This window comes from Treponema sp. R8-4-B8, from assembly GCF_054786175.1.
In genome coordinates this window covers 64,611-90,461 of sequence record NZ_BDHE01000484.1, presented here as the reverse complement: position 1 = coordinate 90,461, position 25,851 = coordinate 64,611, and the positions used below count along the sequence as shown (strand labels likewise).

21 protein-coding genes are annotated in these 25,851 nt (G+C 43.4%); 16 read left to right on the top strand and 5 right to left on the bottom strand.

The genetic code is table 11. The features are described 5' to 3' along the window. Nucleotides 1–22: 22 nt before the first annotated feature. Nucleotides 23–1,912, bottom strand: coding sequence for a flagellar hook-associated protein FlgK (gene flgK, locus ACYVRA_RS11545; protein WP_461252857.1), 1,890 nt, complete (start codon nt 1,910–1,912; stop codon nt 23–25). 12 nt (nt 1,913–1,924) lie between these two features. Then, nucleotides 1,925–2,434, bottom strand: a complete 510-nt coding sequence (locus tag ACYVRA_RS11540) for a hypothetical protein (protein ID WP_461252856.1) — start codon at nt 2,432–2,434, stop codon at nt 1,925–1,927. A 264-nt stretch (nt 2,435–2,698) separates the two neighbouring features. On the opposite strand from ACYVRA_RS11540, the gene ACYVRA_RS11535 reads away from it, so the two are divergent. Together ACYVRA_RS11535 and ACYVRA_RS11530 are read left to right on the top strand one after the other, a co-directional pair. Beyond that, the gene (locus ACYVRA_RS11535) at nt 2,699–5,659 is read left to right on the top strand and encodes a hypothetical protein (RefSeq protein ID WP_461252855.1); all 2,961 of its coding nucleotides are present in this window, start codon (nt 2,699–2,701) and stop codon (nt 5,657–5,659) included. Then, nucleotides 5,599–7,017 carry a GLUG motif-containing protein gene (locus tag ACYVRA_RS11530; RefSeq protein ID WP_461252854.1) on the top strand — a complete coding sequence of 473 codons (1,419 nt, stop codon included), beginning with the start codon at nt 5,599–5,601 and terminating at the stop codon, nt 7,015–7,017. Before ACYVRA_RS11535 ends, ACYVRA_RS11530 begins: the two co-directional genes overlap by 61 nt. A 177-nt stretch (nt 7,018–7,194) precedes the next feature. Here the strand turns inward: ACYVRA_RS11530 and ACYVRA_RS11525 are convergent, their stop codons facing one another. Genes ACYVRA_RS11525 through ACYVRA_RS11515 form a run of 3 tightly spaced genes read right to left on the bottom strand, consistent with a single transcriptional unit; the run spans nt 7,195 to nt 10,729 of the window. Further along, nucleotides 7,195–10,032: a glycosyl hydrolase 115 family protein gene (locus tag ACYVRA_RS11525; RefSeq protein ID WP_461252853.1), complete on the bottom strand. Its 2,838-nt coding sequence runs from the start codon at nt 10,030–10,032 to the stop codon at nt 7,195–7,197. Then, complete coding sequence (locus ACYVRA_RS11520; protein ID WP_461252852.1) at nt 10,029–10,394, bottom strand: chorismate mutase; 366 nt, start codon at nt 10,392–10,394, stop codon at nt 10,029–10,031. Before ACYVRA_RS11520 ends, ACYVRA_RS11525 begins: the two co-directional genes overlap by 4 nt. Further along, complete coding sequence (locus ACYVRA_RS11515) at nt 10,391–10,729, bottom strand: hypothetical protein (protein ID WP_461252851.1); 339 nt, start codon at nt 10,727–10,729, stop codon at nt 10,391–10,393. The genes ACYVRA_RS11520 and ACYVRA_RS11515 overlap by 4 nt, the downstream gene beginning before the upstream one ends. Nucleotides 10,730–10,785: 56 nt before the next feature. On the opposite strand from ACYVRA_RS11515, the gene ACYVRA_RS11510 reads away from it, so the two are divergent. From ACYVRA_RS11510 to ACYVRA_RS11445, 14 genes are all read left to right on the top strand, one after another. Beyond that, on the top strand, nt 10,786–11,598 hold the full coding sequence (locus tag ACYVRA_RS11510; protein WP_461252850.1) for a hypothetical protein: 813 nt from the start codon (nt 10,786–10,788) through the stop codon (nt 11,596–11,598). Between the two features lie 64 nt (nt 11,599–11,662). Then, nucleotides 11,663–12,295: a TP0733 family outer membrane beta-barrel protein gene (locus tag ACYVRA_RS11505; RefSeq protein ID WP_461252849.1), complete on the top strand. Its 633-nt coding sequence runs from the start codon at nt 11,663–11,665 to the stop codon at nt 12,293–12,295. Between the two features lie 12 nt (nt 12,296–12,307). Further along, nucleotides 12,308–13,489: a hypothetical protein gene (locus tag ACYVRA_RS11500; RefSeq protein ID WP_461252848.1), complete on the top strand. Its 1,182-nt coding sequence runs from the start codon at nt 12,308–12,310 to the stop codon at nt 13,487–13,489. Nucleotides 13,490–13,507: 18 nt separating this feature from the next. After that, on the top strand, nt 13,508–15,715 hold the full coding sequence (locus tag ACYVRA_RS11495) for an AAA family ATPase (RefSeq protein WP_461252847.1): 2,208 nt from the start codon (nt 13,508–13,510) through the stop codon (nt 15,713–15,715). Between the two features lie 198 nt (nt 15,716–15,913). Continuing rightward, a complete protein-coding gene (locus ACYVRA_RS11490; protein ID WP_461252846.1) occupies nt 15,914–17,047 on the top strand; it encodes a formylglycine-generating enzyme family protein in 1,134 nt (377 codons plus the stop codon). 386 nt (nt 17,048–17,433) lie between these two features. Next, complete coding sequence (locus tag ACYVRA_RS11485) at nt 17,434–17,952, top strand: hypothetical protein (protein WP_461252845.1); 519 nt, start codon at nt 17,434–17,436, stop codon at nt 17,950–17,952. Nucleotides 17,953–18,099: 147 nt separating this feature from the next. Continuing rightward, nucleotides 18,100–18,360, top strand: a complete 261-nt coding sequence (locus tag ACYVRA_RS11480; RefSeq protein ID WP_461252844.1) for a hypothetical protein — start codon at nt 18,100–18,102, stop codon at nt 18,358–18,360. 202 nt (nt 18,361–18,562) lie between these two features. Then, nucleotides 18,563–19,006: a hypothetical protein gene (locus ACYVRA_RS11475; protein ID WP_461252843.1), complete on the top strand. Its 444-nt coding sequence runs from the start codon at nt 18,563–18,565 to the stop codon at nt 19,004–19,006. A 176-nt stretch (nt 19,007–19,182) separates the two neighbouring features. After that, entirely contained in the window at nt 19,183–20,040 is an 858-nt protein-coding gene (locus tag ACYVRA_RS11470; protein WP_461252842.1) for a flagellin N-terminal helical domain-containing protein, read from the top strand. A 365-nt stretch (nt 20,041–20,405) separates the two neighbouring features. After that, complete coding sequence (locus tag ACYVRA_RS11465) at nt 20,406–21,257, top strand: flagellin N-terminal helical domain-containing protein (protein ID WP_461252841.1); 852 nt, start codon at nt 20,406–20,408, stop codon at nt 21,255–21,257. A gap of 176 nt (nt 21,258–21,433) precedes the next feature. Further along, on the top strand, nt 21,434–21,760 hold the full coding sequence (locus ACYVRA_RS11460) for a flagellar protein FlaG (RefSeq protein ID WP_461252840.1): 327 nt from the start codon (nt 21,434–21,436) through the stop codon (nt 21,758–21,760). 64 nt (nt 21,761–21,824) lie between these two features. Beyond that, nucleotides 21,825–23,882, top strand: a complete 2,058-nt coding sequence (fliD, locus tag ACYVRA_RS11455) for a flagellar filament capping protein FliD (RefSeq protein ID WP_461252839.1) — start codon at nt 21,825–21,827, stop codon at nt 23,880–23,882. Beyond that, nucleotides 23,882–24,727, top strand: a complete 846-nt coding sequence (locus tag ACYVRA_RS11450; RefSeq protein ID WP_461252838.1) for a hypothetical protein — start codon at nt 23,882–23,884, stop codon at nt 24,725–24,727. Before fliD ends, ACYVRA_RS11450 begins: the two co-directional genes overlap by 1 nt. After that, nucleotides 24,724–25,845, top strand: coding sequence for a flagellar brake protein (locus ACYVRA_RS11445; protein ID WP_461252837.1), 1,122 nt, complete (start codon nt 24,724–24,726; stop codon nt 25,843–25,845). The genes ACYVRA_RS11450 and ACYVRA_RS11445 overlap by 4 nt, the downstream gene beginning before the upstream one ends. The last annotated feature ends 6 nt before the right edge of the window (nt 25,846–25,851 follow it).

Here is a 25,851-nt window from a genome sequence, read left to right as displayed (position 1 = left end):
ATTACTCCTCCGTGTTATTTATTTAAACTCCCATGCGGTTTATTAGCGTATCCAGCATGGAATTGACTGTCGTGATAAACCTTGCCGCGGCGTTGTACCCCTGCTGGAAGCGGATCATGTTGGCGAGTTCTTCATCAATATTTACGCCCGATATTGACTGCCTCCAATCGCGCAGATATTTCATTATCTGATTTTCAGTGTTAAGCGCCCTTTCGGATTCTTCTCCCATTAAGGCGATGTTTCCGACTGAAACGGCAAAATAATCGTCAAATGTATCAAGCCGCCCTACCATTACGGGATTGTTTCTAATGGAAGCGATATCCGCCGCGGCGTCTCCGTTTCCGGGATTAGCCGACCTTCCGTTAATGCCAAAACCCGCCGCCACATAAGTGGGGTCTTTAATGAGCATTGGATTTACTTCTATCCATCCCGCCGGATGCGCGACAGGGGCAAGCGCGTAATTTTCAGGAGTTCCCCTTAAACTTGTCACGGCGTCCGCGCGCCCCCAATCATAAGCGCCTTCCGCTCCCGATTGAAGAAGCATTCCAGCGTATCCCACAAGAAAATGCCCCGAATCTTCCACATGGCGTATAACAAAGTCGGGATTTACCCTCTGCCCGTCAACTAATTCGGCGGGAGTGCCTTTAAAAGAGATTTTTCCCTCCCTGTTCAACCGCGCCACAACTTCCGCGCCTGAATTATTTATGCGGATGATAATGTCGTTTACGGTATCCGTGGGATAATAAGGCACTTCTATCTGCCTGTCATTTCCGGAAAGAGTTATTACTCCTTCCAAGCCTACCTGCGCCATTGGTTCAAGCCTATTCTGTCCGTTTATCCTGTAAATATAACTTGAATCGAAAACTCCGTCTCCTGTTCTGTCATAATTACCGTTCACATTGGTTACAAACGGATATTCGGAAAAGAAATTATTCCCTGTCGATCCGTTAGCGCCATAGGCTTCGCTGTGAATCTCATTTACAAGGTCTGTAAAATTCATAACCATGTTGTCTAAGTTTTGAATTTCTTTTTGTATTGTCACATCACGCAGTTCCATCAACGCGCCAAGACTGCCTCTTGAAAAAACCATTTCAGTCCCAGTATCGCGCCAATAAATGTACGCGAAACTTTCAGCGTCAACGTCCTTCCTCATGTCAAACTGCCTGCCTACCTGCCCCTGTATAAGAATATGGCCTGAAGTGTGTACCATAAATTCATCCGGGTCTTTTTGCGTAACGGTTACGTCAATTAACGATGAAAGCTCGTCAACTAATAAATCGCGCCTGTCCATTAAATCGTTTGGGTTATCGCCCTGCGCCTTAATCCTTTGTATGTCCCCGTTAAGAGCGGCTATTTGGCGCGATATTTCGTTTACCCTAGAAACCGTCATTTGAATGTCATCGTCTGTCTGAGTTTGCAGTCTGCTAAGACCGTTATAGTGATTTTTTATGCCGTCAATTAAAGTTTTTCCCCTTTGAATAACGCCGATGCGGAATTCGTTTTCCGAGGCGTGCTGGGAAAGCTCCTGCCATGCGTCCCAGAAACTGTCCATTTTGCTTCTTACGGAATTTGTTCCCGTTTCAAGATAGATCTGCTCCATTTCGCGTATATAACGGTCGCGCGTCGCCCAATAGCCTTCGCCTGAGCTTTGAGCCACAATCCTTCTGTCAAGAAGCTGATCCCTGACGCGCTCAATGCGCTCAACGTTGACCCCCTGCCCTATCTGCCCCGCAGTTTCCGCGCGGTTTAGCCCCGGCATAAAAATAGGTTCTACAGGAGTAAATTCCACCCTTTGCCTTGAGTATCCGGGCGTATTAACGTTATCAAGATTATGTCCGACTGTGGCAAGCGCCTGCTGATGCGCCTGAACGCCTCTTTTTCCGATTTCCAATCCCATGAATGTCGATGTCATATTACTCTCCTCTTAAAAACTGCGGTTTAAAAAAATACTCTGCATATCGTTGGAAAAATGCATTCCTTCTTTTGTGTACATTTTTCCGCCCCGCTCGGGAAACGCAAGATCAAAGAAATCCTTTAATGTCGATTTTATTCCCGACAAATACGCGAATAACGATTCGTTTGCCATTCTCAATTTTATTGCTTCAATCTTTAAACTGCGGTAAATAGCGGTTAATTCATTGCGCTGATTTGCAGGCAGGAACGTGACTAACGCGTAAAATTGCCCTTTTGCGTCCAGATTTTCAGAAAAACTCTTCTGATGAATTAATGTCTTAAAAACGCTAAAAAGCTGTTCGCGTTCTTTTTCCAGAATTTCAATTTTGCTTTCGATTGAGTTTATCGCGCCTAAATGGTCTTCAAATACCGTCCATTCCCGGTTTGTAACCGCCTGGCGTATTTTTTCCTGCTCAAAAACGGCGTTTTGGATTAATTCACATTCCTGAAGCAGGATATCCCTGCATTTTTCGTAAATCATGACTATACCTCTCTTTATGTATCGGTATTTTAGGATTTATCTTAAAGAGACTTCACACGAAGAACACAAAGGAAGAGAAGAGCACAAAGAAGAGGGGAGAGGGGGTTTTTGTCCGAGGGCTAAGCGTGGATTTTACGATGGGATAGGGAACAAAAGTCCCCTGATTTCCTTTGTGATCTTTGTGAGAAATTTATCTGTTCAACACCCATTTTTTTTACATTTTTTTAAAAATGAGTTATTTTATTATAATAAGGAGAATTAACAATGAATAATGAGAAATTAACGATTAATAATGTAAGTGTCCGAAAACATGGCGTATTACAATCACCAAAAACGCGCAAAAAATTGAATTGTTCATTGCTTATTACGTTATTGTTAATTACCTCATTATTCGTTATTTCTTGCGACCTATTTTCCGCTCCTAAAGTTGATTTGTTTAAGGTAATCAGCGATGAAGTGGATTGGGCAAACGCTCCAAAACTGACCGTTACCGTGGCGTTTCCGCCCGAATGGGGGAACAGCCCCCAAAGCGGTGAAGGCAAGTGCGGCGATACGCGCATGGGCTATGAATTCGGCGTGGAGTTTACCCCGCTTTCCGGCTACGGATTTGAAAAGTGGCTTGCCTTTAAAACTGCCGATTACGCGGGGCTGGATAAGACTAAAAGTTCAAGCGAAGTTGAAGGTTCCGCCCTTAACGGCGCTGATGTAACGATAACCGAAGACATAAGCGAAACTGGCGCGAGAACCGCAAAGGTAAAAATCAACATACTAGAGTCTGTAACGCTCGTCCCCTGGTGCGGCAACAGGCCCCGACTTTCCCAACAAACTAACCCGCCTGTTAACCCCATTCAGGTTCCGTTTCCGTTTGACCAAATTGTCAGTATCTGGTTTACGCTGCCGGTAAAGGCAAGCACCCTTCAGGATAACATCAAAGTAAGCGCGATACTGCTGACAGACGACGAGCGGGGGCAGCGCGGGCAGCTTTTTGGCGGAGATGACGGAATAACGAATTATTTTGAACTGTTATATGATAAGGATAAAGCTCTTGTAGACTATGTGGAGCTTCGCCCAAAAAGCACGGCGGAATATCCTTCCACACATCTCCAACTGCTGAGCGTCAGCATAAGCGTCGGTCCTGGGATTGAAACTGAAGGCGGCGTTTCTATGGCGGAAACGCAGGTAATAATTTATCAAACCGACACAAGCGTAGCGCAGAAAGCGTACCGCCCAGCGACAATACAGGCGAAAAGGCAAGACGGAGACTGGTTTCAGGACGGCGACTGGAATAATCCCACTAAAGACCGGCGCTTCAATTACGCCAATGACAGACTCAAAACCGTTGAAATAAGGTTCGCCATTCCGGCGACAAATGTTCCGGAAAACGCTCCGTCCGTGCCGAACAGGATAACCATTATTGAAAAACTTAGTTATGATTTAGGCGGCTATAACTCGGAAAGCAGTATTGAAATTCCCTATTCAAATATAAACCCGTCAGGCGGCTGGTATACAATCAGCCATGAACTGCAAACCAGAACGTCGGGCATTATACGGCTTTTGGTACTGCCCTGGCATGAAGAAAACGGCGTACCCCTGTTTCAGTACATGGAATTGAATAGCGCCATAGCGCAGGGAATGTATGTAACGGTTGTCATAGACAGCGCTCCTCCGGGCTTAAGCGGCATGGGCGCGGAGATAACCGGCCATGTTTCCGCCGTTTCGGGACTGCATATCTTTGGGAAAGAAACCGCAATGACGCTGACTCTTAATCGGCTTTCATTCCTGAACGACAACGGGGCGCAGGGCGGAATACCGGTAAGCCAAGCGTGGAATCGACCATGGACAATGGACGAGCGTAAAGTCCTGCAGTGGCGCGTTCTTGTCGGGGACGTGATTGATTCAGGCTGGCTTAACGCGGAAGAAGAAGGAGTAGTGAACAATGTGTTTACTCCTGTTAAGGAACAGACAAAAGACATTTCCGATCTGACAGTAGACAGAGAATATTCGGTTATGGTGATGTTCCGCGACACTATTGGCAATGAATCGACAAATGATACCGGCTTAACCATTAAGCGGATAGCAGGAGAGGTTACTCAGGTTACAAATTTACTGGCGGCATACGATGCGGTGAGTAACTCGGTAACGGCAAGCTGGACTACACCGGATGACATGACCGGCGCGTATGTGTATGTAAACGGCGCAGAGACGCGGATTGACGGCCAGGGCGCGAAGAGTTACAAATTTACGGTTCCGCAGATAAACGCTTCCGGCGTGAGAGAGGGGCAGGCGATTGCCAATGTTACGCGTTACGACATCCGCGTGGAAGCGTATAACGCGGCAGGCAGAGCGGCGGCGCAGGAGCTTTCTATCTGGAACATACCGGGCATGAATATAAACCAAACAAACACGGTACTGCTTGACAATGACAATTTCAGCGCGAATTTAGTCGCCGCCGGTTCAAGCGGGAAAAATTTTATAGTAACCGAAGACATCACTATTAACACAGCATGGACTCCGGTAGGGAGCACCGGCGCCGATACTTCATTCAGAGGCAATTTCTACGGTAACGGGCATACAATAACTATTTCAAGCGGCTCAGGCGGCCTCTTTGGCGTTATTGGCCTAAACAACCAAAATGATAATAATGTGATCCGCGACCTTACCGTAAATTACGCTACCATGACGGTAAGCTCAAGCGGTTTTGGCGGCATCGTGTATCAGGCATACGGAAACACATCAATACTCAACTGTATTGTAAAAAGCGCCACTAATACGGCGACACTCACTTTAAACTCAAGCGCTATTACCAATGCAGGCGGCATTGTCGGTGACATTCGCAATAGCGCGTATATCCAAAACTGCCGCGCCGCGTTGAACATCAGCCTCTCCGTTAGCGGCGATTACGGTATTAATCTGGGCGGCGTAATTGGCAATAAAGATCCTACCGCCAATTACAAGGAAATAACAAGCGTCGGACAAATAAACATAAAGAAAACCAACGGCTCTTCAACTGGCATAACCAACTACTTTGGAGGAATCGTTGGCTATGGTTCCGGACTGTCAGATTGCGTATTCGGCGGAAAGATTCAATTTGACGCTACGTCAAATTTCGGCGGTAATGAATTATATATAGGCGGGATCACGGGTACTGGCGGCAATATTGACGGGTGTTCAGTTACCGGAGACATTTCCGCGAATTTCTCTCAGGTAACGGCGATGTTTATTTAGGCGGCGTAATCGGTTATGCCGGTGGTAGCATAAAAAACTCAAACATCTCAGGTACGATAAGGCTTATAAGAACAGACGGAACTTCATGGGTTGGCGGAGTGATAGGTAAAATAAATGGGTCTGGCTTCGATATTACTAATTGCCACTCTCTTAAAAAGAGTCCATCTAATACCTTGTCGGCTTATGTTAATTCATCATCTTCCGGAACTCTATATATAGGCGGTTTCGTTGGAGAGGCATATACAAACAGTAATATTAAAAATTGTTCCAGCGCAATTGATATAACTGTCCCTTTCAGTTATCATCAGGGGACAGGTCCAGTTATTGTTGGCGGTTTTTGCGGGTCTTTACAAGGCCGCGGTAGCAATAACGCAGGTCTTGAAAACTGCTTTTCATCCGGTAATATATTAGAAGTTAGTTGTAATTCTACGAGTACTAATACTTTGTCTAACTGTATCGGCGGCCTTGTTGGTCTTTCTTACGGTTCTACCGCTGTTACAAATAACAACACAATCAGCCAATGCTACGCTACCGGCGGAATTAACGCGTATAACACCGCAAGCGGATCCGGTTTTAATTTTAGAGTGGGAGGACTTGTAGGGCTGGCGCAAGCCACCGACATAAGCGAATGTTACGCCACAGGTAATGTAATCGTACAAACTGTAGATGATGGAATCATGCCGATCATTGCCGGGGGACTTGTGGGCTTCCTTGGCTGGACTTCTACTTCGTTGAATGAACAAAGAGCTTCCATTAATGACTGCTACGCCACGGGTAATGTTACCTCGGATAATGGATCTTCATCGGGTTTGGCTGTTTACTCAGGCGGGCTTGTAGGCTATATGCAAATTGACGCGGCTAAAGCTGTTACACACAGTTTTGCCACAGGAACAGTCATAGCAAAAAACAGTTCAACCACAACCGCCGCCTATGCTGGCGGCATCGTAGGGTACATGGTTAGCGGCCTCTTAAATCACAACGCGGCGCTTAACGCGCTTGTTGTTGCCAAAAGCGGCAATACCGGCGGCTCCGTTGGAGTCGCGTCGCGGATTTACAATACGTCAACAGGCAACGGCAGCAATAATTACGCTCTAAGTACAACGCGTGTTGGAACTACAACTTATAGCGGGACTGATCCAAGCAGTACTATTCCAGATAACGACTCAAAAGACGGTGCGGCAAAGCCTGATGGCAAAAATACCCTCCTTAAACAGTTTCGCGAGACGAGCTTCTGGATAGATCCGGATAATTTGGCTTTTAATATGAGCGGCACAGGTTCTGGTCTCGGCGCTTTATCTAACACTTGGGATTTTTTAGTTCTTACCGGGCGCGGGTATCCTAAGCTAATGTGGGAATAAAAGAATTTAAAACCACGGAGTTTTTGTACGATAATCTTATCTTCCTCCGTGTAAAACTTTGCGTTCTTCGAGGTCAATTAAGAATTTAAACCACGGAGTACGCTGAGTTACACGGAGTACACGCAGTTTTTGTACGAAAATCTTTTCTTCCTCCGTGTAACTCCGTGTCCTCCGTGGTTAATTTTCTTTACAAAAAAAACTTTCAGGCGGTCCCAGATACGATTCAAGCGGCGGATTATTTATCGGGTAAATTACAATACGCTCAAGAACAAGCCCGGCTTCTAACGCGCTTATTGAAATTTCCTGAACGCCTTTTTCGTATTTAAATGACGTTTTATTTATGCGGATATTATCTAAAACTCCCTGACACCATCTTTCGTCAGTCGGGCTTCCGGCGTGGAAATCATCGGGAACAGTTACTATAATCTGTTTTTCGCCATTAGAGCTTTCTATCTGACATCTGAGAGGGCGTTTATTTTGTATTGAATTAACGGGAGTCGTCCACAATTCAACGGTATAATCGCCGCATTTTTCGGTTAAAAAACGGTATGTAATAGACGGTTTTTCTTCTTTTTCATCAAAATCCGACGTTACGGGAAATACTTTCATGCCGCAGCCGGTCCTGCCGTAATTTTTAAGCTCTATAAAGCCGCCTTTGGGAACGTCTTTTTTAGCGCAGAAATGCTTGGCGTTCATTACAATTATATCGTTGTTTTCTAAAAAAGTCATTTCAGGCATCTCGAAATTTATAACTTTCGCTTTTACTTCTACCGCGACAATTGATTCGTTATCCTGTATAATGAATCTCGCTTTTTCTTCCGCTTGCTGTTTGTCAAGTTTGTCCTTTTTGCACCTGATAATTATTTCTTCCTGAGACTCAACCGTTCCATTTAACGAACTGATCTCAAGCCACGGGTATTCTTTATCGGTTTCAATCGTATAATCAAGCTCGCCTATTCCGTCATTGGCGATTTCAAGTGTCACTTCTTCATTTCCGGCGTAAAGAAAATCATTAACTTCGACAGTCATGGGGTCGCCGTAAGTTTTTGTATAAATTTCTTCCCTGTCTTTTCTGGAAACGACCAAACGCGGTTTATATGCGGGTTCAACTTGAATCCTTAAAGGGTATCTGCAATTATCTTCATTCCATTTTGTAAAACCGATATGCTGTTCAAGCTCCATGCCAAACCATTTGCCGTTCTTAAACTGGGCGAATTCGCTTTTTAACAGGCTGTCTTTTTCTATGCAATCGGTTACAAGATCGGCGTATTTATTGGCGATTTTCTTCCCTTGCGCGGCATAATGCCTGTTTTTTCCAGCGTATAAATGCATTCTTAGCAAATTTACGCTTGATTTCGCGGGGAAATAGATCATGCTGTAATACGCGTTTTTTTCATTTTTATTTAGCGAGGAATAAATTTCTTCGTTTAATGAATCTATTTTTTCCGCAAGGGATAACATTCTGTCAGCCTCAAGATAATGGCATGGATTGTAAATGTCAGCGTTAAGAGCCTCAGGCCTTCTTGCCGCGTTTATTTTTAAATAGCCGTGCAGAACGGCGGCTATTTTTTCAAGCGTTTCTTTTTCCGCGTTTGGAAAACTTTTATTTAACCAGAGCGACGTATATTCACCTGTGCTGTTAGGCGATCTTGTCCCCCATTTTTCAAAATCATACGCAAGATCCATAAAATAATTAAGAGGAACTTCGTTAAATTTTATGTCTCCAACATTGACTATCCATATATCCCTAACTCCGTAATCATAAGCCATGCACATCTGTTCCCATGTTCTTTCAAAAGACGCGGACGCGACCCATTCATAAGAAATAGGGCCGCCGTGGTAATCAAAATGATAATACATTCCAAAGCCGCCTTTACGGGAGCGAATATCCGCCGTGGGCAGCGTCCGCATAAAGCCGTAATTATCTTCGCATAACATGCAGATAACGCCGTTTAGCTCGTCCCAATCTTTTAAACCTTCAACCCCCTCTTTTCCGTAAAAGTACTCTTCAACTTCCTTGTACAGGGCGATCACCTGCGGAACTTCTTCCAAATTGGGATTAATATGCTTTTTTATTAATTCGCGCTGGTTTTTTATTATGTCTTTTAACAGATCAATATTTTCTTTAAGCGATGAATTATCACCTAACATAGAGCTGTCGCGTTCCCCGCGCATCCCTATTGTGATTATTTTTTCGTACTTGCCGCTTCTAATAAGAGCGTCTTCCCAGTACTTTAAAAGGCCGTTTTTATTTGTATAATAATTCCACTCATTGCCGTAAATTGAATTTTCTCCCCTTACCTTGTCCCATTCCTCGCTTGCCCTAAGGCACGGCTCATGATGAGAAGAACCCATGATAATGCCGTAAATATCCGCCAATTCCTCGTTACGGTTTCCGGGCCCGTCCAGAGGAAATGAAGAAGTCCACATTGCCGGCCACATATAGTTCCCTTTTAGCCGCAGTAATAATTCAAAAACATAATCGTACATTTCCACCGTAAAACCTCTAAAATGCCCGAAAGCCCATGTTTCAAAACAAGGTCTTTCATCGTTAATAAAAAAGCCCCTGTATTTAACGCTTGGCTCTTTTGAAACCGTCTCTATATCCTTTTCTATTTTTAAATCTTCGCGCCGACACGGTTCAACGTCTCCCCAGAAGCATAATGGGGAAACTCCTATATATTCAGATAACGCGAACATTCCGTAAATTGTTCCGCGCTTGTCGCTGCCGCAGACAAGTAACGCGTTATCAATAAACTTTATGCTATAAACTTCCCTCTTGCCGCTTATTGCGGAAGAATCGTATTTTCCTTCGCTTATTAGCGTATCCACAAAAGGGCTTTTTCCCAACGTAGCGAAAATAATTGTATTGGGCTTTTTTGCCGCTAACAAAACATTTTGTGAAAAAGTAGGACTTGCTCCGCATACTTTTTCAAAATCCGCGCCTACTTTTTTGGCGATTCTTTTTACGCCTTCAAAGGCCTCGTTTTCAACAATAAATATAAATCTGTTCATTTTTTTACCCTATCTGGGCGCAAGACTTCCGCACCATTACGATAGACATGACTTGCTTTAGCGCCTTCATCAAGATAACAGTGAATTATGACTCTTACAACCCTTTCAAGGGAATTCTTAGCTTTTGGCTCCTGTGTGGAAAAAAGGGAAAGCTCCCCCGCCCTGCCGCCTTTCCGTAATGCAGTGCATGGGTTAATAGCGTCAAGATCATCGGTTACGGAAAACATTACCGAAACAATGTCCGCTTCTTCCAGCTTGTTCAAATTAAGCAGTTCCCCGTACATCAAACCGATTTGTAAAATCATATCATCCGCCGTATTTTCACAACGGACGGCCCCTCTAAGCGCGTAAAGTTTTTTCATAAATTTCCCCCTGAAAACGTATTAATAAACTCATCCATAAAAATAATTACTATGCTATATGCCATTAATACAAGATTAAGCAATAATTTTAACAAATGAAATTTATGATCGCGAATAGTACGGTAAATATTCAATAACACTTTATAAAAAGCGCATATAAACAGCATAGATGACGAGTACCGTATTACGGAAAGCAATAAAAACAGGGTTTTATCGCTATAATTAAAATCTAAAAGATAAATTATAAGCGAGAAAAGTGAAACTCCAAAACATAAAAACAATATCCATGTTAAGGGATCGGTTATCCTGTTTGTGTTATTCTCCAATTTATCCATTTACCTTCTTTATATATGTTGCCAAAAGATCAATATATGTATTATTATAATACAGTATGAAAAAGTTTTTTATCACCCTGATTATATTGATAATAATCGCGGGAACCGCCTTCATGTTCGGCTGGGCGCAGTTTTCCGTTCCTCCGGGCAAATACGGCGTTATTTATTCAAAAACACACGGCATTGATCAAAAAACCGTGCAATCGGGCGAATTCCGCTGGATTTGGTATAAATTGATACCTACAAATGTAAAAATTTCCATTTTTAATCTGGATCATAACAGATACCCCGTTAATTTTAACAGTTCTCTGCCGTCCGGAGATACCTATGCCGCCTTTATCGGCCTTGCAAACACGGATTTTTCATGGAATCTTACTGGGGAATTGAGTTTTAAACTTGACCCGCAAATGCTCATTCCTGTCGTAAGTAAAAATAATATTATCGATCAAAATGATTTGGACGCATATTTGCAGTCCGTAGCGCAAAATATCGAAGTTCTGCTGCTTAGGCTTCTTTCTTCGCAGGGAACAGACAGCGTGAGGCTGGAACAGCTGATGTCCGGAATATCAGACGCGGAATTGGAAAGGGAAATAAAGGGAAATTTTCCTGAAATTTGCGATTTTTCTTTTGAAATTAAGTCGGCAAAGTACCCTGATTTTGTCCTTTACAGGCAGTTACGCCTTATTTATGAGGGATATCTTTCCAGTCAGCGGGAATACGCCATATCCTCCTTTGGAAAAAGAGCGGAAAGCCACATGGAAACCCAGCTTCGTTTTGAAGAATTGGAACATTACGGGGAATTGCTTACAAAATATCCCATTTTACTCGAATATTTGGCAATGGAAAAAGGCGAATATAAAAAACAGTAACCTAAAGCCCCGTTAGTTGTTGAATAAAGCAGAGAAATAAAGTAATTTAATATTAGGAGTTCTTATGCAAAAGGCGGCAGCCTTATTTTTAATACTTTTTTGGGGGATTTCTGTTCTGCTTTTTGCCCAAGATGACAGCGACCCTGAAACTGAACCCGATTGGGGGGATATTTATTCAAATGAATTATACTCAAGGGGAGATCAGACTCTTTCCATTGGCGTTGGAGTAGGTTTTCCAATTGTTTTTATTAATAATGGCAAAGAGATCCCCCATGGAATTAAAATTCCTAATACCGAAATACCAATGGGCGGAACCGGAATCCTAAATTATACATATTATTTAAATTCCTATTTTTTTACAGGCGGGGAGCTTGGCCTTTTATTTATGCCCACAACGGGCGGCAATACGGTATTTATGACATTCTTCGGAGCAAGGGCGGGAACCCAATTTATACTTGGGAAGTTTGAATTTCCGATTTTTATATCTCTTGGCGGAACAATACAAACATATCTTGATTTCGGTTATTTTGGTTTATATATGAAAGCTGGAATCGGCGCATATTTCAGAATTACGCATGAATGGTCATTCGGAATAACGTCAAATTTCAGTTGGTTTCCGCAATGGACAAATGAGCCTGCAAAAAACGTTGACGCGCTTTTTGTTGATTTGGCGATTGTTGGGCGTTATCATTTTTAATATAAGGTTAGGATGATGAAAAATTATAAATTAATTATTTTATTGGTTGTTTTTTCGCTTGTATCCTGTAACGACGCGATATTTTATAAGATTACCGTAGAGCCCCCTATGATTGAACCGTTAATCGGCGGATCGCCTACGAATTTTGTTGAATATAACAGCAAATTGTATATCGCGTCAGGGAAAAATATTTTCTCATACGGCAAGAATGAACAATCAGGCAAGTATGAATGGTCAGACCCCGCTTGGCAAAAATTAGATTCTTTTGTAATAAATCTCGCGGTTGTCGGCGATTCACTTTACGCGGTTTATTTAAGCGGCGACAGCGGAAAAATAAGACGGTATTATAAAGACGGCAATCCCATTGAAGTAGAAATTCTGCCAGATAATGTTCCATGTAATGTCCAATCAATTTACGCGTCGAATAATTATTTATTCGCATGTATTAGAAATGATAAGAATGCGTATGCTTTTTATTATAAAGAAGATGAGAAAACGGGTTTTAAAGAAATTTCTTTACAAATCTCTGATACGGAAAAAAAGAATTGCATTTTAAAAGGCGTAGCTTTTGACGGCACTTATTATTATCTATGCACTAATTATGGAATTTTTTATGTAAACAAACATATTGATTCTCCTTTACTAGTACCCGGAGCAAATTACGTCTTTACCGGAATTATTAATTTAAACGCTAATTGCGTTGCGGCAATTTCCGAAAGAGGAGACCTTCATGAAATTTCAATTTCCGAAAATGGGCCTATTTCTAAAAAAGTGGCAGGTTTCAATGACGGACGTTATTCAACAGGCGCCCTTGCCCTTTGGCATAAAGATATAAATGACAAAACGCCAAGTTTGCTGCTTGCGGGAAGGTATGAGGATTATTATTCCACCACTTCGGCGTATTCAAACGGTTATGTTGAAATTGAGTTAGATGAAACAGGCAAAATAAAGATTGTGTTAAATGAAAAAGGCGATGAAATACAAAGATTCAGAGAACCGGGAAAAAGCCCTCCGACCAGTATTGATGATTATGATCGTTATACGCCTTCTTTGGGTAAAAAACTTATAAATAATATTATTCAAACTCCTTTTACAATAGACGAGAATATGACCATGTTCGCTTCCACGCAACAGGACGGCCTTTGGTCATACAAAAAGCGTGATAACATTATGATATGGAATGCGGAAGAATAATCTGCTATTCTTTATTTGATGGACGAGCTATTTAACGAAAAAAACAAAACTTCCGCCAGCCCTCTCGCTGACAGAATGCGCCCGCGAACTCTGGAAGATATTATTGGCCAAGATCATATCGTAGGACAGGGAAGACTTCTGCGCCGCGCCATTCAAGCTGACCGTCTTTCTTCAATTATTCTTTACGGTCCGCCGGGGACGGGGAAAACGTCTCTTGCCGCGGTTATCGCAAATACAACCCGCGCCGCTTTTGAAAAATTAAACGCAGTCCTATCCGGCGTTAAAGATATCCGCGAAGTAATAGACCGCTCTGATGACCGTTTCAGGCTTTATGGCAAAAGAACCATTCTGTTTGTAGACGAGGTACACCGCTGGAATAAAGCCCAGCAGGACGCGCTTCTTCCCTGGGTAGAGAACGGCACCGTGATACTTGTCGGCGCGACTACGGAAAATCCCTTTTTCGAGGTAAACCGCGCCCTTGTCAGCCGAAGCAGAATTTTCCAGTTAAAACCTATGGGGCGGCCGGAACTGCTTGAAACGGCGAGGCGGACTCTTACGGATAAAGAACGCGGCTATGGAAAATGGAATGTCAGTTTTGAAGAAGGCGCGTTGGAACACATTGTGGAAGTGGCGGGCGGGGACGCTAGAAGCCTTCTTAACGCTATAGAGCTTGCGGTGGAAACAAGCGTCACTCCCTGGCCGCCAAAAGAAGGCGCCGATATTCACATTTCCATGGAAGCGGCTGAAGAAAGCATACAGAGACGCGCCCTTCTCTACGACCGCGACGGCGACTATCATTTTGACACCATCAGCGCGTTTATAAAAAGCGTAAGGGGCAGCGACCCGGACGCGGCTTTGTACTGGCTTGCGAAAATGGTACGCGCCGGAGAAGACCCAAAATTTATTTTCAGGAGAATGATTATCCTGGCGAGCGAAGATGTCGGCCTTGCCGATCCAAACGCAATCTCAGTCGTCATCTCCTGCGCCCAGGCTTTTGAAAGAATCGGATTCCCTGAGGGAAACTTTCCGCTTTCCCACGCCTGCCTGTACCTTGCGACCGCCCCCAAATCGAATACCGCAATGTCCTACTTTGACGCTCTCAAAGAAGTGGAACGCGAAGACGCCGAAGTCCCCAACCATTTGCGTGACGCGAGCAGAGACGCGGAAAGTTTCGGCCACGGCGAAGGGTATGTCTATCCCCACGCTTACCGCGACCATTGGGCTGCCCAGCAGTACCTGCCCAATTCCTTGCGCGGAAGGACTTTTTACATTCCGTCATCGTCAGGCTATGAGGGAAAAATACGCGAAGACGTTTTAAGAAAACGCGAATTGCAGGCGGCGATTGTACTAGGCTCGCAAACAGCGGATTCTGAAGGAGATTTTTTAACATGGTCGGCGGCGGCAAAAGGGCGCGAAGGGTGGTTTAAACGCCTTGAATCGGGAAGAAGCAGGCTGCTGTTAAACGACAGGGATACTATTTTTGCGGCGGCTTCCGTTATGCGCCATGACCGCGTTTTAATCCCCCTCGCTAACGACGGCCTTCTTCTTTGGGAAAGCCTGCGCCGCTGCCCCGAAGGCCTTTGCGCCGCGCTTGTAAACAACGCCGCCGCAAAAGACGCTCTTTATCAATACGCCTCAGTGTTAGATGAAACTGAAAAACCGCTAATCGCCGTAACAGAAGAAATTTTACCCGCTCCTGCGGAGTGTGATGAGTGGTTTTCATGCCCCCAATTTGACCACATCCTTATTCGCGCTCTCAGATTAACATGCGCCCCCGCTCTTCTTGCCTCCAGCGCGAAAGCTATTCTCGCGAAAAAAGGCAATGTAGTGTTACTCTGCTCCCCTCCCCGCCTCGGCGAACGTCTTTCGCGCGTACTTTCGCAAGAATGTAATCAAAAAGAACTCTCGTTATCGCTAGGTCAGGCTGAAGAATTGTTCTTTAAAAACAGCGCTGATCTTTGGGAAGCGGAAGATTTTACCTCCGCCTTTAAAGAACAAGGCTTTAACGTCTCCCTCCAAACAATCGACCAAAAAGAAGAACGCCTAATCACCGAAAAAGATCTTTCCGTCTGGTTCAGTCCCGAACAATCCCGCTGGGGCGCTTTTATGGCGAAAACTTTAAAAACTGACGATTTTACCGCGATTGAAGAAGCGCTTAGAACGCGAATAGGCAAAGGCCCGCTTTTGTGGAAGTGGAAGAGCGTTTGTTTGACAGCTATTTTGTAAATTATTTCGCCAAGACCTCACACTCGTTAAACAAACGCACGGTGTAACCGTGTGGATGAATAATGCCGCACAACGTAGCACCAATAAACGCCGCTGTTTACAATAAAAGTAAGGCTGACTTTAGGCAGCCGTGTCCATGGATGGGGTATAATTTTACTTGACAAATTATCCAAAAAAAAATGATAAAATGCACATATTATGATAAAAAAATTAACCAAATTGTTTTGGCTTATTACACTTGCGGCAATAATCGGGTTTTCATTCGTCTCTTGTGATAACGCCAATGACAGAAATGACGAGGATAATGACAACGATGACAATCCATTTATTGGAATATGGGCAGGTGATAATTCGACATTAATATGTACAGGTCCCGCTTGGATCGCAGAAATTTATGATGAAGGCTCTTTTTCAGGTGCTTGTACTTATTCCCTAGACTACAAATCGGTAATTTTTACATTGACAGTCGACGGTAAATTTGGTACTGCGGTTGTTTCAGGGAATACAATGAATTTATATGCAAAAGAAACGGAATTTACGCTTATAAAAAATGGAATTGAAATGGTTTCAATACCCGCCGGGACATTTATAATGGGCAGTCCTACAAGTGAAACGCAACATAAGGTAAAGTTGAGCGGATTTAAAATGGGCAAGTATGAAGTAACGCAAGCGCAGTATCGGGCGGTAATGGGCACAAGGGAAGATCGAACCTTCACCCAACGTGGCAAAGGAGATAATTATCCTATTTACAATGTAAACTGGTATGATGCAATAGTGTTCTGCAACAAATTAAGCATAATAGAAGGATTAAGCCCAGTGTACAGCATTGGCGGCAGTACCGATCCTGCTGCTTGGATAAAAAATAACGGAGGAAGCATACCCTCAAGCGGTAATGCGATATGGAATGACGCGGTAATGTACAAGAACAAAAACGGGTATAGATTACCGACAGAAGCGGAATGGGAATACGCGTGCCGGGCGGGGACGACGACCGCTTACAACACGGGAAATACGATTAGCGACAATACTGGGTGGTATTATGGTAACAGCGAGAATAAGACGCATCAGGTGGGATTGAAGTCCGCAAATGTATGGGGCTTGTATGATATGTATGGGAACGTGTATGAATGGTGCTGGGATTGGTACGACTCAGGTTATTATTTGAATAGTCCGACTAATAATCCGACAGGCGCGTCTTCGGGGACTTACCGCGTGGGGCGCGGCGGGGGTTGGAGTAGTTCAGCCGAGGACTTGCGTTCCGCGTCTCGGAGCGTCGGCTACCCGAGCCCCCGGGCCAGTTCCTCTGGCTTTCGGCTTGTCCGCTCCTTTTAACAGGCTCAAGTGCTAAAAAGCCTGCGGCTTTTTAGCTTAGCGAAATGCCCGAGCCGTAGCGAACGGAGCAAATGCAAAAGAAAAAATAAAAATGAAGAGAGAAGAAAGGGAAGATTGTTGTTAGTGAGCGGGGCTACTGCCGAGACGATGATCTGACGAAACTGGGTTCTTGCTTTTTTCATTTTTCTCTATTCTTTTTTCTTTTGTATAACTATTGACTTTTTTTGCAGCATATAGCAATAATAAAAATAGCTTAAAAAGAATTATGGCTAATATATAGGTTTTTTGGGGTTGTTTACTAAGGAGGGGGTTGGAAGGTTTCCGGCCTATAAAGCTGTCGCTTTTGCGGCGAAGGAACCTGCCCTCTTGTCTAAGGGAGAAATATTATGTGCATGGTGTATAAAGGCGTTCCTTACAGTTACGCTTTCACGTTTAAAATCCCGGATGAAGATTACATTGATAGGGAATTCAATGTAGTAATTAGTAATTATAGGGAAGACTCTAAAGATTTCTCTGGCTTATGTCTTGAAAATGAATTAAGGGTTATTTCTGAAGAAAAAATGTTATTCGCGGCCTTCTTTGACATAGTTAATAGAATTATTAAAATTACAACTGAAGGCGAAAAAGAATTTTTTAAGGAGCAGGGGAAAAAACCGGTTCCGCTTATGAGCGTTAATGACCAGAATTTTCTTAAAAAATTTGATAAATATAAACAATCAAAAAGGTCGTTAGAATACTATGAAAGGCTTAGAATTTGGTTTGAAACCCCTAAAGATTCACGAGAAAGAAATTCTCTAAAACCAACAGAGCCTGATATATTTTTTTGCCAAAGCGTTATAAATTTTTACTATTTAACACAACAACACAAAACTCCGATTAAAGAAGTGGGATTCTTCACAATATAAGGCAGCGTATCAAAATCTATGGGCGAAATATATCTTAGTTTTGCAGCTCTTCTTTTTTATATAAAATGCACCGGGATAAAATATGAAGTTCATAAAGAACATCTTTCATTGCATTATGCCATGAGCAGATGTTATTTTTGTCCAATTATGCCAGAAAAGAAAAATTACGATTGCGGTTATATAGTAATAAATATTAACGATTTTCAAACATTATTCGGAAAGACAGCCGAAATAGTCAATCTAACAAACAATGAAATTATTAATTTGTATAACTGTGAAAGACCAAAACAAAGGCATATTGATGGAAGCATTGAACATTGCAAACTTCCAGAGGAATTATGGGGAAACATCCCGACAGAAATTGGTCATGGAACCGTAATTAATTGCAAACGGGCACGTAGCGGATAATGCGAAAGAAGAAAGAAAAGTGAAGAGAGAAGAAAGTTAAGACAGTCTCCTAAAATACGTACAAGAACCCCCTCTTTCCCTTCGTGTTCTTCTCTTCCTTTGTGCTCTTCGTGTGAAATTCTTCGTTATATAGTTCACAATTTTAATAATTTATGTTATATTTAATATATAGCGTATAAATTGTTCAAAAGAGGTGTTATTTATGAGAAAGGAAGTTTCCAAGAAAAAGGCAGTAAAAAGCCCCGCAAAACAGGTAAAGAAGCCTGTATCAAAAAAGGCTTCCGTAAAAGCTAAACCAGTAAAAACAGAAAAAAAGGCTGTTAAACCTGATTTAAAGAAACCATCAAAAACGCCTAAAAAAACGGTCTCCAAGAAAATCTCTAAATCCGCGCCAAAAACATCAAAAAAACCTGTTTCTGAGAAAATAACAAAACCAACCCCAAAAATAGAAAAAAAGCCGGTTTTTAAGCCAGTGGTTGTAATAGAAAATCCCGCGATAAAACCAATTGAAAAGCCGATTGAAAGACCTTTGGAAAAACCGACAGAAAAACAGTTAAATATACAACAGCAAGATATGAGTCTCCCTGAAGGAAGCGCCTTACAGCAAACCGGCCATAGGCGCCCATTAATAGTTTTCCCAAAATAATTTTTAAATTTATCTAAAGTATAAATCCCCACCTGCCGACAATAAAAACGGAAAGATGTATTTGGCGTGGGATTTCCGCGGATTCCGCTCAGGTACATTATCTAACGGTTTAAGCCGGAAACGGCTAGAATCAAACGGGAGCATGGATGCTTTCGTAACAGTTCAAGGAGGATCTTATGATCATTAATCACAACCTGAGCGCAATGTTTGCGGACAGGTCCCTCAAGGTAACTCAAGTTTACCTCACCAAAAACATGGAGAAACTCTCCTCGGGTCTTAGAATCAACCGTGCGGGCGATGACGCGTCCGGACTGGCGGTTTCCGAGAAATTACGGAGCCAGATTCGTGGTCTTAACCAGGCTTCAACAAATGCCCAAAACGGCATTTCGTTCATCCAGGTATCGGAAGGGTATCTCCAGGAAACAGAGGACATTCTTCAACGTATCAGGGAATTGGCGGTACAGTCTGCAAACGGCATCTACACCGATGAAGACAGAATGTACATCCAAGTTGAAGTTTCACAGCTTGTTGACGAAGTGGACAGAATCGCCAGCCATGCCCAGTTTAACGGCATGAATATGCTTACAGGGCGTTTTGCCCGCGTAATCAGCGATAATGTCGTTACAGCGTCAATGTGGCTCCATATCGGCGCCAACATGGATCAAAGGGAGCAGGTCTATATCGGCACCATGACCAGCAAAGGTCTTGGAATCCGCCAAATGGACGATACTTTCATCAGTTTATCAACCCCAAATGAAGCGAACAGAACCATCGGCGTTATGGACGCTGCCCTCAAAATCGTCAATAAACAAAGGGCGGATCTTGGCGGTTATCAGAACCGTCTGGAACACGCCGTCCGCGGTCTTGACGTAGGCGCGGAAAACATGCAGGCTTCAGAATCCAGAATAAGGGACACGGACATGGCCAAATACATGGTTGACTATGTTAGAGACCAAATTCTGAATCAGTCTGGCACCGCAATGCTGGCACAGGCCAATCAAAGGTCAACTTCGGTCTTGTCATTGTTGCAATAATGTGTTAAAATTACCTTATAGGGGGATACTGAATCTACTTAACCGTGGAAAGAGGTTCAGCCCCCCTTCTTAAGGTAGTTTAAAGTCTGGGTTTTAAACGGTGTTTATAATCCAGCAGGGTTATTTGACAAAAACCTTCCAGCCAAGTCCAATCATATTGATTAGGCTTGCGTGGGACAGTTCGAAACGATAGATTAATTGACAAAAAGGCAAGTATATATACTTGCCTCGAATCGTTAATAAATCGTTTCGTTCTGTTTGCGGTTTATTGGGGCGGCGGCGCGAAACCGTCTCCTGTAAACCGCGTCCGCGGAACGGTCCCGGCAAGGGATAGCCGGGACAAGCAAACTATGGAGGGTAAAAAAATGATTATTAATCACAACATGAGCGCCATGTTCGCCGATCGTCAGCTCGGCGTAACCCAGGAATCGTTGACCAAAAACATGGAGAAATTAAGCTCCGGTATGAGGATCAACAGAGCTGGGGATGATGCATCCGGACTTGCGGTTTCCGAAAAAATGAGAAGCCAAATTCGCGGATTAAATCAGGCGGAACGCAATATTCAAAACGGTGTGTCCTTTATTCAGGCTACTGAAGGTTATCTCCAGGAAACCCAGGATATACTGCACCGTATTCGGGAACTATCGGTTCAATCAGCTAACGGAATCTATACGGACGAGGATCGTATGCAGATCCAAGTCGAAGTTTCGCAGTTAGTCGATGAAGTAAACCGCGTCGCGAGCCATGCCCAATTTAACGGCATGAATATGCTCACAGGAGCGTTTGCGACGGATACAACCGGAAGGACTATGCAGTTCCAGATTGGCGCGAACATGGATCAGAGCGCAAGGGTTTTTATTGGCAATATGACAGCAGATGCTTTAGGTTTGAATAACGCGCAGGGTGCACAAGGCAAGATTTCTATTGCCGACCCCGCTGAAGCTAACAAAGCCATAGGCACGGTGGACAACGCGTTAAAAATGGTTTCAAAACAACGCGCGGACCTTGGCGCTTATCAGAACCGTTTTGAAATGGCGGCGCAGGGCGTAGCCATTGCGGCGGAGAACTTGCAAGCGGCGGAATCCCGCATTAGGGATACAGATATGGCGAATAAGATGGTTGACTATACAAGGGACTCCATCTTGAACCAGAGCGGGACCGCGATGTTGGCGCAGGCCAATCTTCGCAGTCAATCTGTTTTGTCGCTGCTTTCGTAAGTGTCGATTATTTAAAAATAACGGATTAAGAGACTTCTGGATGTCGTCTTTTTATTCGTACAAGGACAGTGAAGTTCGCGCCTTCACTGCCCGATTTTTTCTGCCAGGGATTGGCGGAAAAATAGCGTCTGGCAATCCATATAAGGAAAGTCAGACAATTTACATGGAGGTATATCATGTCCGTAGCAAGTGTGGGATTTAATCCTGTCACGCCAATGCCGGTACACGAACAGGAGCAACCGGTCAGGCAGACGCTTACGCAGCCGGAAAAGAAAGTAAAGCCTCAAGTCAGTAACTCTACAACGGCGGATTTGGAGAGAATAGGTCTTGCTTTTAACAGGAAACTGCAATTTGTAGTAGATCACGGTTCTAATCAGGTGATTATCAAGGTTATTGATAAAGAAACCGATAAGGTGATCAAGGAAATTCCGCCTGAAGAGTTGCAGCGGTTGCACAGTAACCTGAAAGAGGCCATAGGTCTTTTATTTGATGAGATGGTCTAGCCGCAAAGATTAAGCGTAAACGAGCGGTTATTTTAAGCGAATTGATGATGGGGAGTTCAAGTTTATGTCCGATGTCTACATACCGGGGGTAAAAAGCAGGTTTAATTCTGATCAGGTTATTGACGGCCTGATGAAAATTGAAAGAATTCCCAGAGACAGAGCCCAAAATAACATTGACGCTCTGCGCGTTCAAAAAGGCTATTGGCAGGAAGTCGGCAGAAGGATAAACGCGCTGCGGGAGAGCGCCCGCCAACTCTACTCTTTTCAAAACCCTTTTAACGAAAGACTGGGCAATAGTTCCGATGAATCCGTAATAACGGCAATCGCAAATAGGGATGCCTTGGAACAAACCTTTACTTTTACCGTTAAACAAACCGCCCAGGCAGACCGCTTCCTTTCCCAGCCTCTTGATGAAAAAACAAGAATAGAAGCCGGCACATATTCCTTTTCAGTCGGCAATGATGAAATTACCATAAATTACCGCGGCGGCACCTTAAAAAATTTTGTAGAAACGATAAATAACCGCGGGCGCAATAAAATCTCCGCTTCTCTTATAACCGTAAAAAGCGGAACAATTTCACTTTTAATAGAATCCAAATTAACCGGCTCTGAAAACAGATTGATCTTTTCTCAGGACGCGGCGGCTCTTGCCACACGTATCGGAATGATGGAAGTCGGCAGCGGAGAACAGACAAACTTTCCCGTCAATGAAAACACAGTGCAAAGATCGGGACAAAACGCCGCTAATGTGACAATTAACAACGGCGTATTACAGGTTGCCCCGCTTTCTTCCGCCTCCGTCCCAATGAATATCGCAATTAGCTCCGATTCTCCCCTAATACTGAAGCTTGAAACTCAAACTAAGGTTAATACCGGCGACGCCGTTAATACTCCTCAACCCGGCCCGGGGCCGAATATCCCGACAGGTTCAGTAACCTACGGAGACATCACAATTGAAAACTTGCCGTCCGACGCTCCAAAACTTGACTCTACCCCGCCGCCCGCTGCTCAGCGAAACGATGATATGGCGGTATTAAGCATTGTCTTCTCAGACGGCACAACGGCAAAATTACCGGCTATTAGCGATTCAAATTCATTTACCTCAAGGCAATACAATTTATCTGAAATCGCGGGCGGCAGGACTATTGTCTCGCTTAATATCGAAAACGCGAATACCCACCGTGAAGTTTCAGTCGGTAAAATAGAAATAGTAGATCCTACGGTTGCGGGCGGCTTAAGGCCGTTAAACGCCGTTTCTACGGCGCGCGACGCAGTTTTATCAATGGAAGGCATAGAAATTACCCGCCCTACCAATGTTATAGACGACCTTGTTCCCGGCATTACCTTAACTGTCAGAGGCGTTTCCAGCAAACCGGTTGATTTAAAAATTACCGGTAATAAGGAAGCGGTAAAAGAAGCGATTATCGCTTTTGTTGGAAATTACAACCGCCTTATGGCGGAGATAAACGTACTGACCGCAAGAAGCGTGTACTCAGGATCGGGATACAATACCGCCGCGGATGACGCGATTATAAATGAATTGACATACTTAACCGCTGAAGAAAAAAAGGAGATGCAAAGCAGACTGGGCGCTTTTAACGGAGACCTTACATTAACCAATTTAAAAACCCACCTTACAAGGACGGTTACCGCGCCCTACCCTACAAGCCTTGAGCGCGAACTTACGCTTTTATCCCAAATAGGCGTCAGTTCAAACGCTTCAAGAAGCACCGGATACAATCCGTCACAGTTAAGAGGTTATCTGGAAATTGACGAAAAAGCCCTTGACGCGGCTTTGGAGACTAAAATACCGGCAATTAAAGAGCTTTTTGCAAGCAACACTTCAGGAGACATAATCGCGGATACGGGCATCGCGTTTAACGTAGACTCTCTTGTAAGGCCGTTTGTTGAAACAGGCGGCATTATTTCCTTGAAAAGCAGCACTATTGATTCCCGTATCAACCAGGACGAAAGGCGTATTGCCACTTTAGATCGCCAATTAGCCGCAAAAGAACAGGATCTTCGCATGCAATACGCGAGAATGGAATCCGCCTACGCGCGGATGGAACAAATGTCAAGGTCGCTTGACAATTTTAGCCAGCAAAACCGGGGCGGCAGGTAATGATAATAAAAATTAATGACAAGCCGCTGGATTATACGCTTAGCAATGAAAAAACATTAATAGAGATTGTCGCCGGCCTTGAACAATGGCTTTCCAATTCAGGACACCGTATGAGCGAAATGTCAGTTGACGGTCAGGATGTCAACTCTTCTATGGTGGAGGAAATTTTCAAAAAAGACATTAATACGGTAAAATGTATTGAAGTACGCACTAATTCAATCGCGGAATTAACCACGGCCTGCATAATTAATTTAAAACGGGATATCGACGAATACGAAAAACTTAACTTTGATGAAAAGGCAAAATTCTTTGAAAACTGGAAGAAAAGCGGACAGGCGCAGTATATATCCGAAGAAATGCCCGAGCTTTACTCTTATTTTGTTGATGCGTTTTCCACAGGCAATGTATCCGTCCTGACCTTGCGCTCAATAACTGAAGAAGTACAAAGGGAAGTAACAGAACCTGTAAAAGAACTGGAAAAGCTCGAACCTATTTTAAATGAAATTTGCGAAAAACTTATAAATCTTCCTTTGAATATTCAAACTGGAAAAGACCTGCTTGCGGCAAAAACAATAGAAATTTTTTCATCTCTAACTGAAAAAATATTGCGTATTTTTTACCAGTTAAACATTCAAGGTTATCTATTACAGATGGAAAAAGCAAATAAAATTGCCCATGACTTTAGTGATTTTAAAAATATCTTAACGCAACTGTTGGAAGCTTACGAAAAACATGATACAATCATTATTGGAGACATTGCAGAATATGAAGCGGCTCCAAGATTAAAGGAATTATATTTCGCTATTTTAGACAACTGCCGGCAAACGGCGCAGGGTGAAAAATGACAGGCAATATCTTAATGCTTTATCCATTAGTATCAGCGACAGATTTTAGCTGGGGTGGATCAAAATCAAACGCGTCTCCTAAAGATATAATAATCATATTTGTCATTGTCGTCGTCATCGTAGCGGCTCTTTTAATTGTCAATTCAAGAAGAGGCTCTGCAACAGCAGGCAAAAAAAGTTCCGGCGCGGCAACCGGGGCTTCGGGGGCGGGCGTTTTTTCAATTTTTGCGTTTCACCGCATCGCGAGAAGTCTTGGGCTTGATCATGAACAGACAAAAATGCTTGATTATGTTTTTAAAACAGATCAGGTGGTTGATCCGCAAAGATCCATAATAACTCCTTCTCTCTTAGACAGGCATTTCAGGCGCGCGTACAGAGTCTTAGAGCAGACGCACGGTCATGAAAACGAAACGCAGCATAAGCTTGGGGTTCTTTTTTCAACAAGAAACATTATCGAAAACAGCGTCTTGGAAGGGTTGACTTCCACGCGCCAAATAAAGGACGACACAAAATTTACCATTGTCGCGAACAAAGAAAGAATTGAAGTTACCGTAATGTCCACAAAAGGTGAAAATATCGAAGTTGAAACGCCAAAAACCGTACTTGGAAGCCAGATAAAACTTCAAAAAGGCACAAAGCTAAACGTATTATTCTTTGATAAAAGCAACAAAGGTTTTTCTTTTGAAACCAGAGTTACGGGCTACACAACCAGACAAGGGCATCCTACAATGCAGATTGCCCATTCCAATCAATTAAGGTTTCTTTCACAGAGGCGTTTCCGCAGGAAACAAACGGCCGTCCCCTGCTCATTATTTCTTGTAATTGTTGAAGGCAGCGGCAAAAAACAGCGCCTGATCGCGGATAAAAGGAAATTACAGGGCACTATCGCCGATATTTCCGTAGGCGGCTGTTCAATAAAAACAATGACCTCCATACAGGTTGGGGCAAGGTTTAAAGTTGAATTTTTGTTATGCGATATAAACTTGGCCGCTTTGGGGCAGGTTTTAAGGACAAACCGGACTGGCGCAAATACTATTATTCATATGAAATTCCTTAAATTAACCCAAAAATCAATGAATGTAATCAATTCATTTGTATATGAATATTCACAGGAGTAAAATAAA

Coding starts and splice junctions, on each gene's coding strand:
- flgK (WP_461252857.1), bottom strand. CDS start 1,912: ATGACATCGACATTCATGGGATTGGAAATCGGAAAAAGAGGCGTTCAG.
- ACYVRA_RS11540 (WP_461252856.1), bottom strand. CDS start 2,434: ATGATTTACGAAAAATGCAGGGATATCCTGCTTCAGGAATGTGAATTA.
- ACYVRA_RS11535 (WP_461252855.1), top strand. CDS start 2,699: ATGAATAATGAGAAATTAACGATTAATAATGTAAGTGTCCGAAAACAT.
- ACYVRA_RS11525 (WP_461252853.1), bottom strand. CDS start 10,032: ATGAACAGATTTATATTTATTGTTGAAAACGAGGCCTTTGAAGGCGTA.
- ACYVRA_RS11520 (WP_461252852.1), bottom strand. CDS start 10,394: ATGAAAAAACTTTACGCGCTTAGAGGGGCCGTCCGTTGTGAAAATACG.
- ACYVRA_RS11515 (WP_461252851.1), bottom strand. CDS start 10,729: ATGGATAAATTGGAGAATAACACAAACAGGATAACCGATCCCTTAACA.
- ACYVRA_RS11510 (WP_461252850.1), top strand. CDS start 10,786: ATGAAAAAGTTTTTTATCACCCTGATTATATTGATAATAATCGCGGGA.
- ACYVRA_RS11505 (WP_461252849.1), top strand. CDS start 11,663: ATGCAAAAGGCGGCAGCCTTATTTTTAATACTTTTTTGGGGGATTTCT.
- ACYVRA_RS11500 (WP_461252848.1), top strand. CDS start 12,308: ATGATGAAAAATTATAAATTAATTATTTTATTGGTTGTTTTTTCGCTT.
- ACYVRA_RS11495 (WP_461252847.1), top strand. CDS start 13,508: ATGGACGAGCTATTTAACGAAAAAAACAAAACTTCCGCCAGCCCTCTC.
- ACYVRA_RS11490 (WP_461252846.1), top strand. CDS start 15,914: ATGATAAAAAAATTAACCAAATTGTTTTGGCTTATTACACTTGCGGCA.
- ACYVRA_RS11485 (WP_461252845.1), top strand. CDS start 17,434: ATGTGCATGGTGTATAAAGGCGTTCCTTACAGTTACGCTTTCACGTTT.
- ACYVRA_RS11480 (WP_461252844.1), top strand. CDS start 18,100: ATGCCAGAAAAGAAAAATTACGATTGCGGTTATATAGTAATAAATATT.
- ACYVRA_RS11475 (WP_461252843.1), top strand. CDS start 18,563: ATGAGAAAGGAAGTTTCCAAGAAAAAGGCAGTAAAAAGCCCCGCAAAA.
- ACYVRA_RS11470 (WP_461252842.1), top strand. CDS start 19,183: ATGATCATTAATCACAACCTGAGCGCAATGTTTGCGGACAGGTCCCTC.
- ACYVRA_RS11465 (WP_461252841.1), top strand. CDS start 20,406: ATGATTATTAATCACAACATGAGCGCCATGTTCGCCGATCGTCAGCTC.
- ACYVRA_RS11460 (WP_461252840.1), top strand. CDS start 21,434: ATGTCCGTAGCAAGTGTGGGATTTAATCCTGTCACGCCAATGCCGGTA.
- fliD (WP_461252839.1), top strand. CDS start 21,825: ATGTCCGATGTCTACATACCGGGGGTAAAAAGCAGGTTTAATTCTGAT.
- ACYVRA_RS11450 (WP_461252838.1), top strand. CDS start 23,882: ATGATAATAAAAATTAATGACAAGCCGCTGGATTATACGCTTAGCAAT.
- ACYVRA_RS11445 (WP_461252837.1), top strand. CDS start 24,724: ATGACAGGCAATATCTTAATGCTTTATCCATTAGTATCAGCGACAGAT.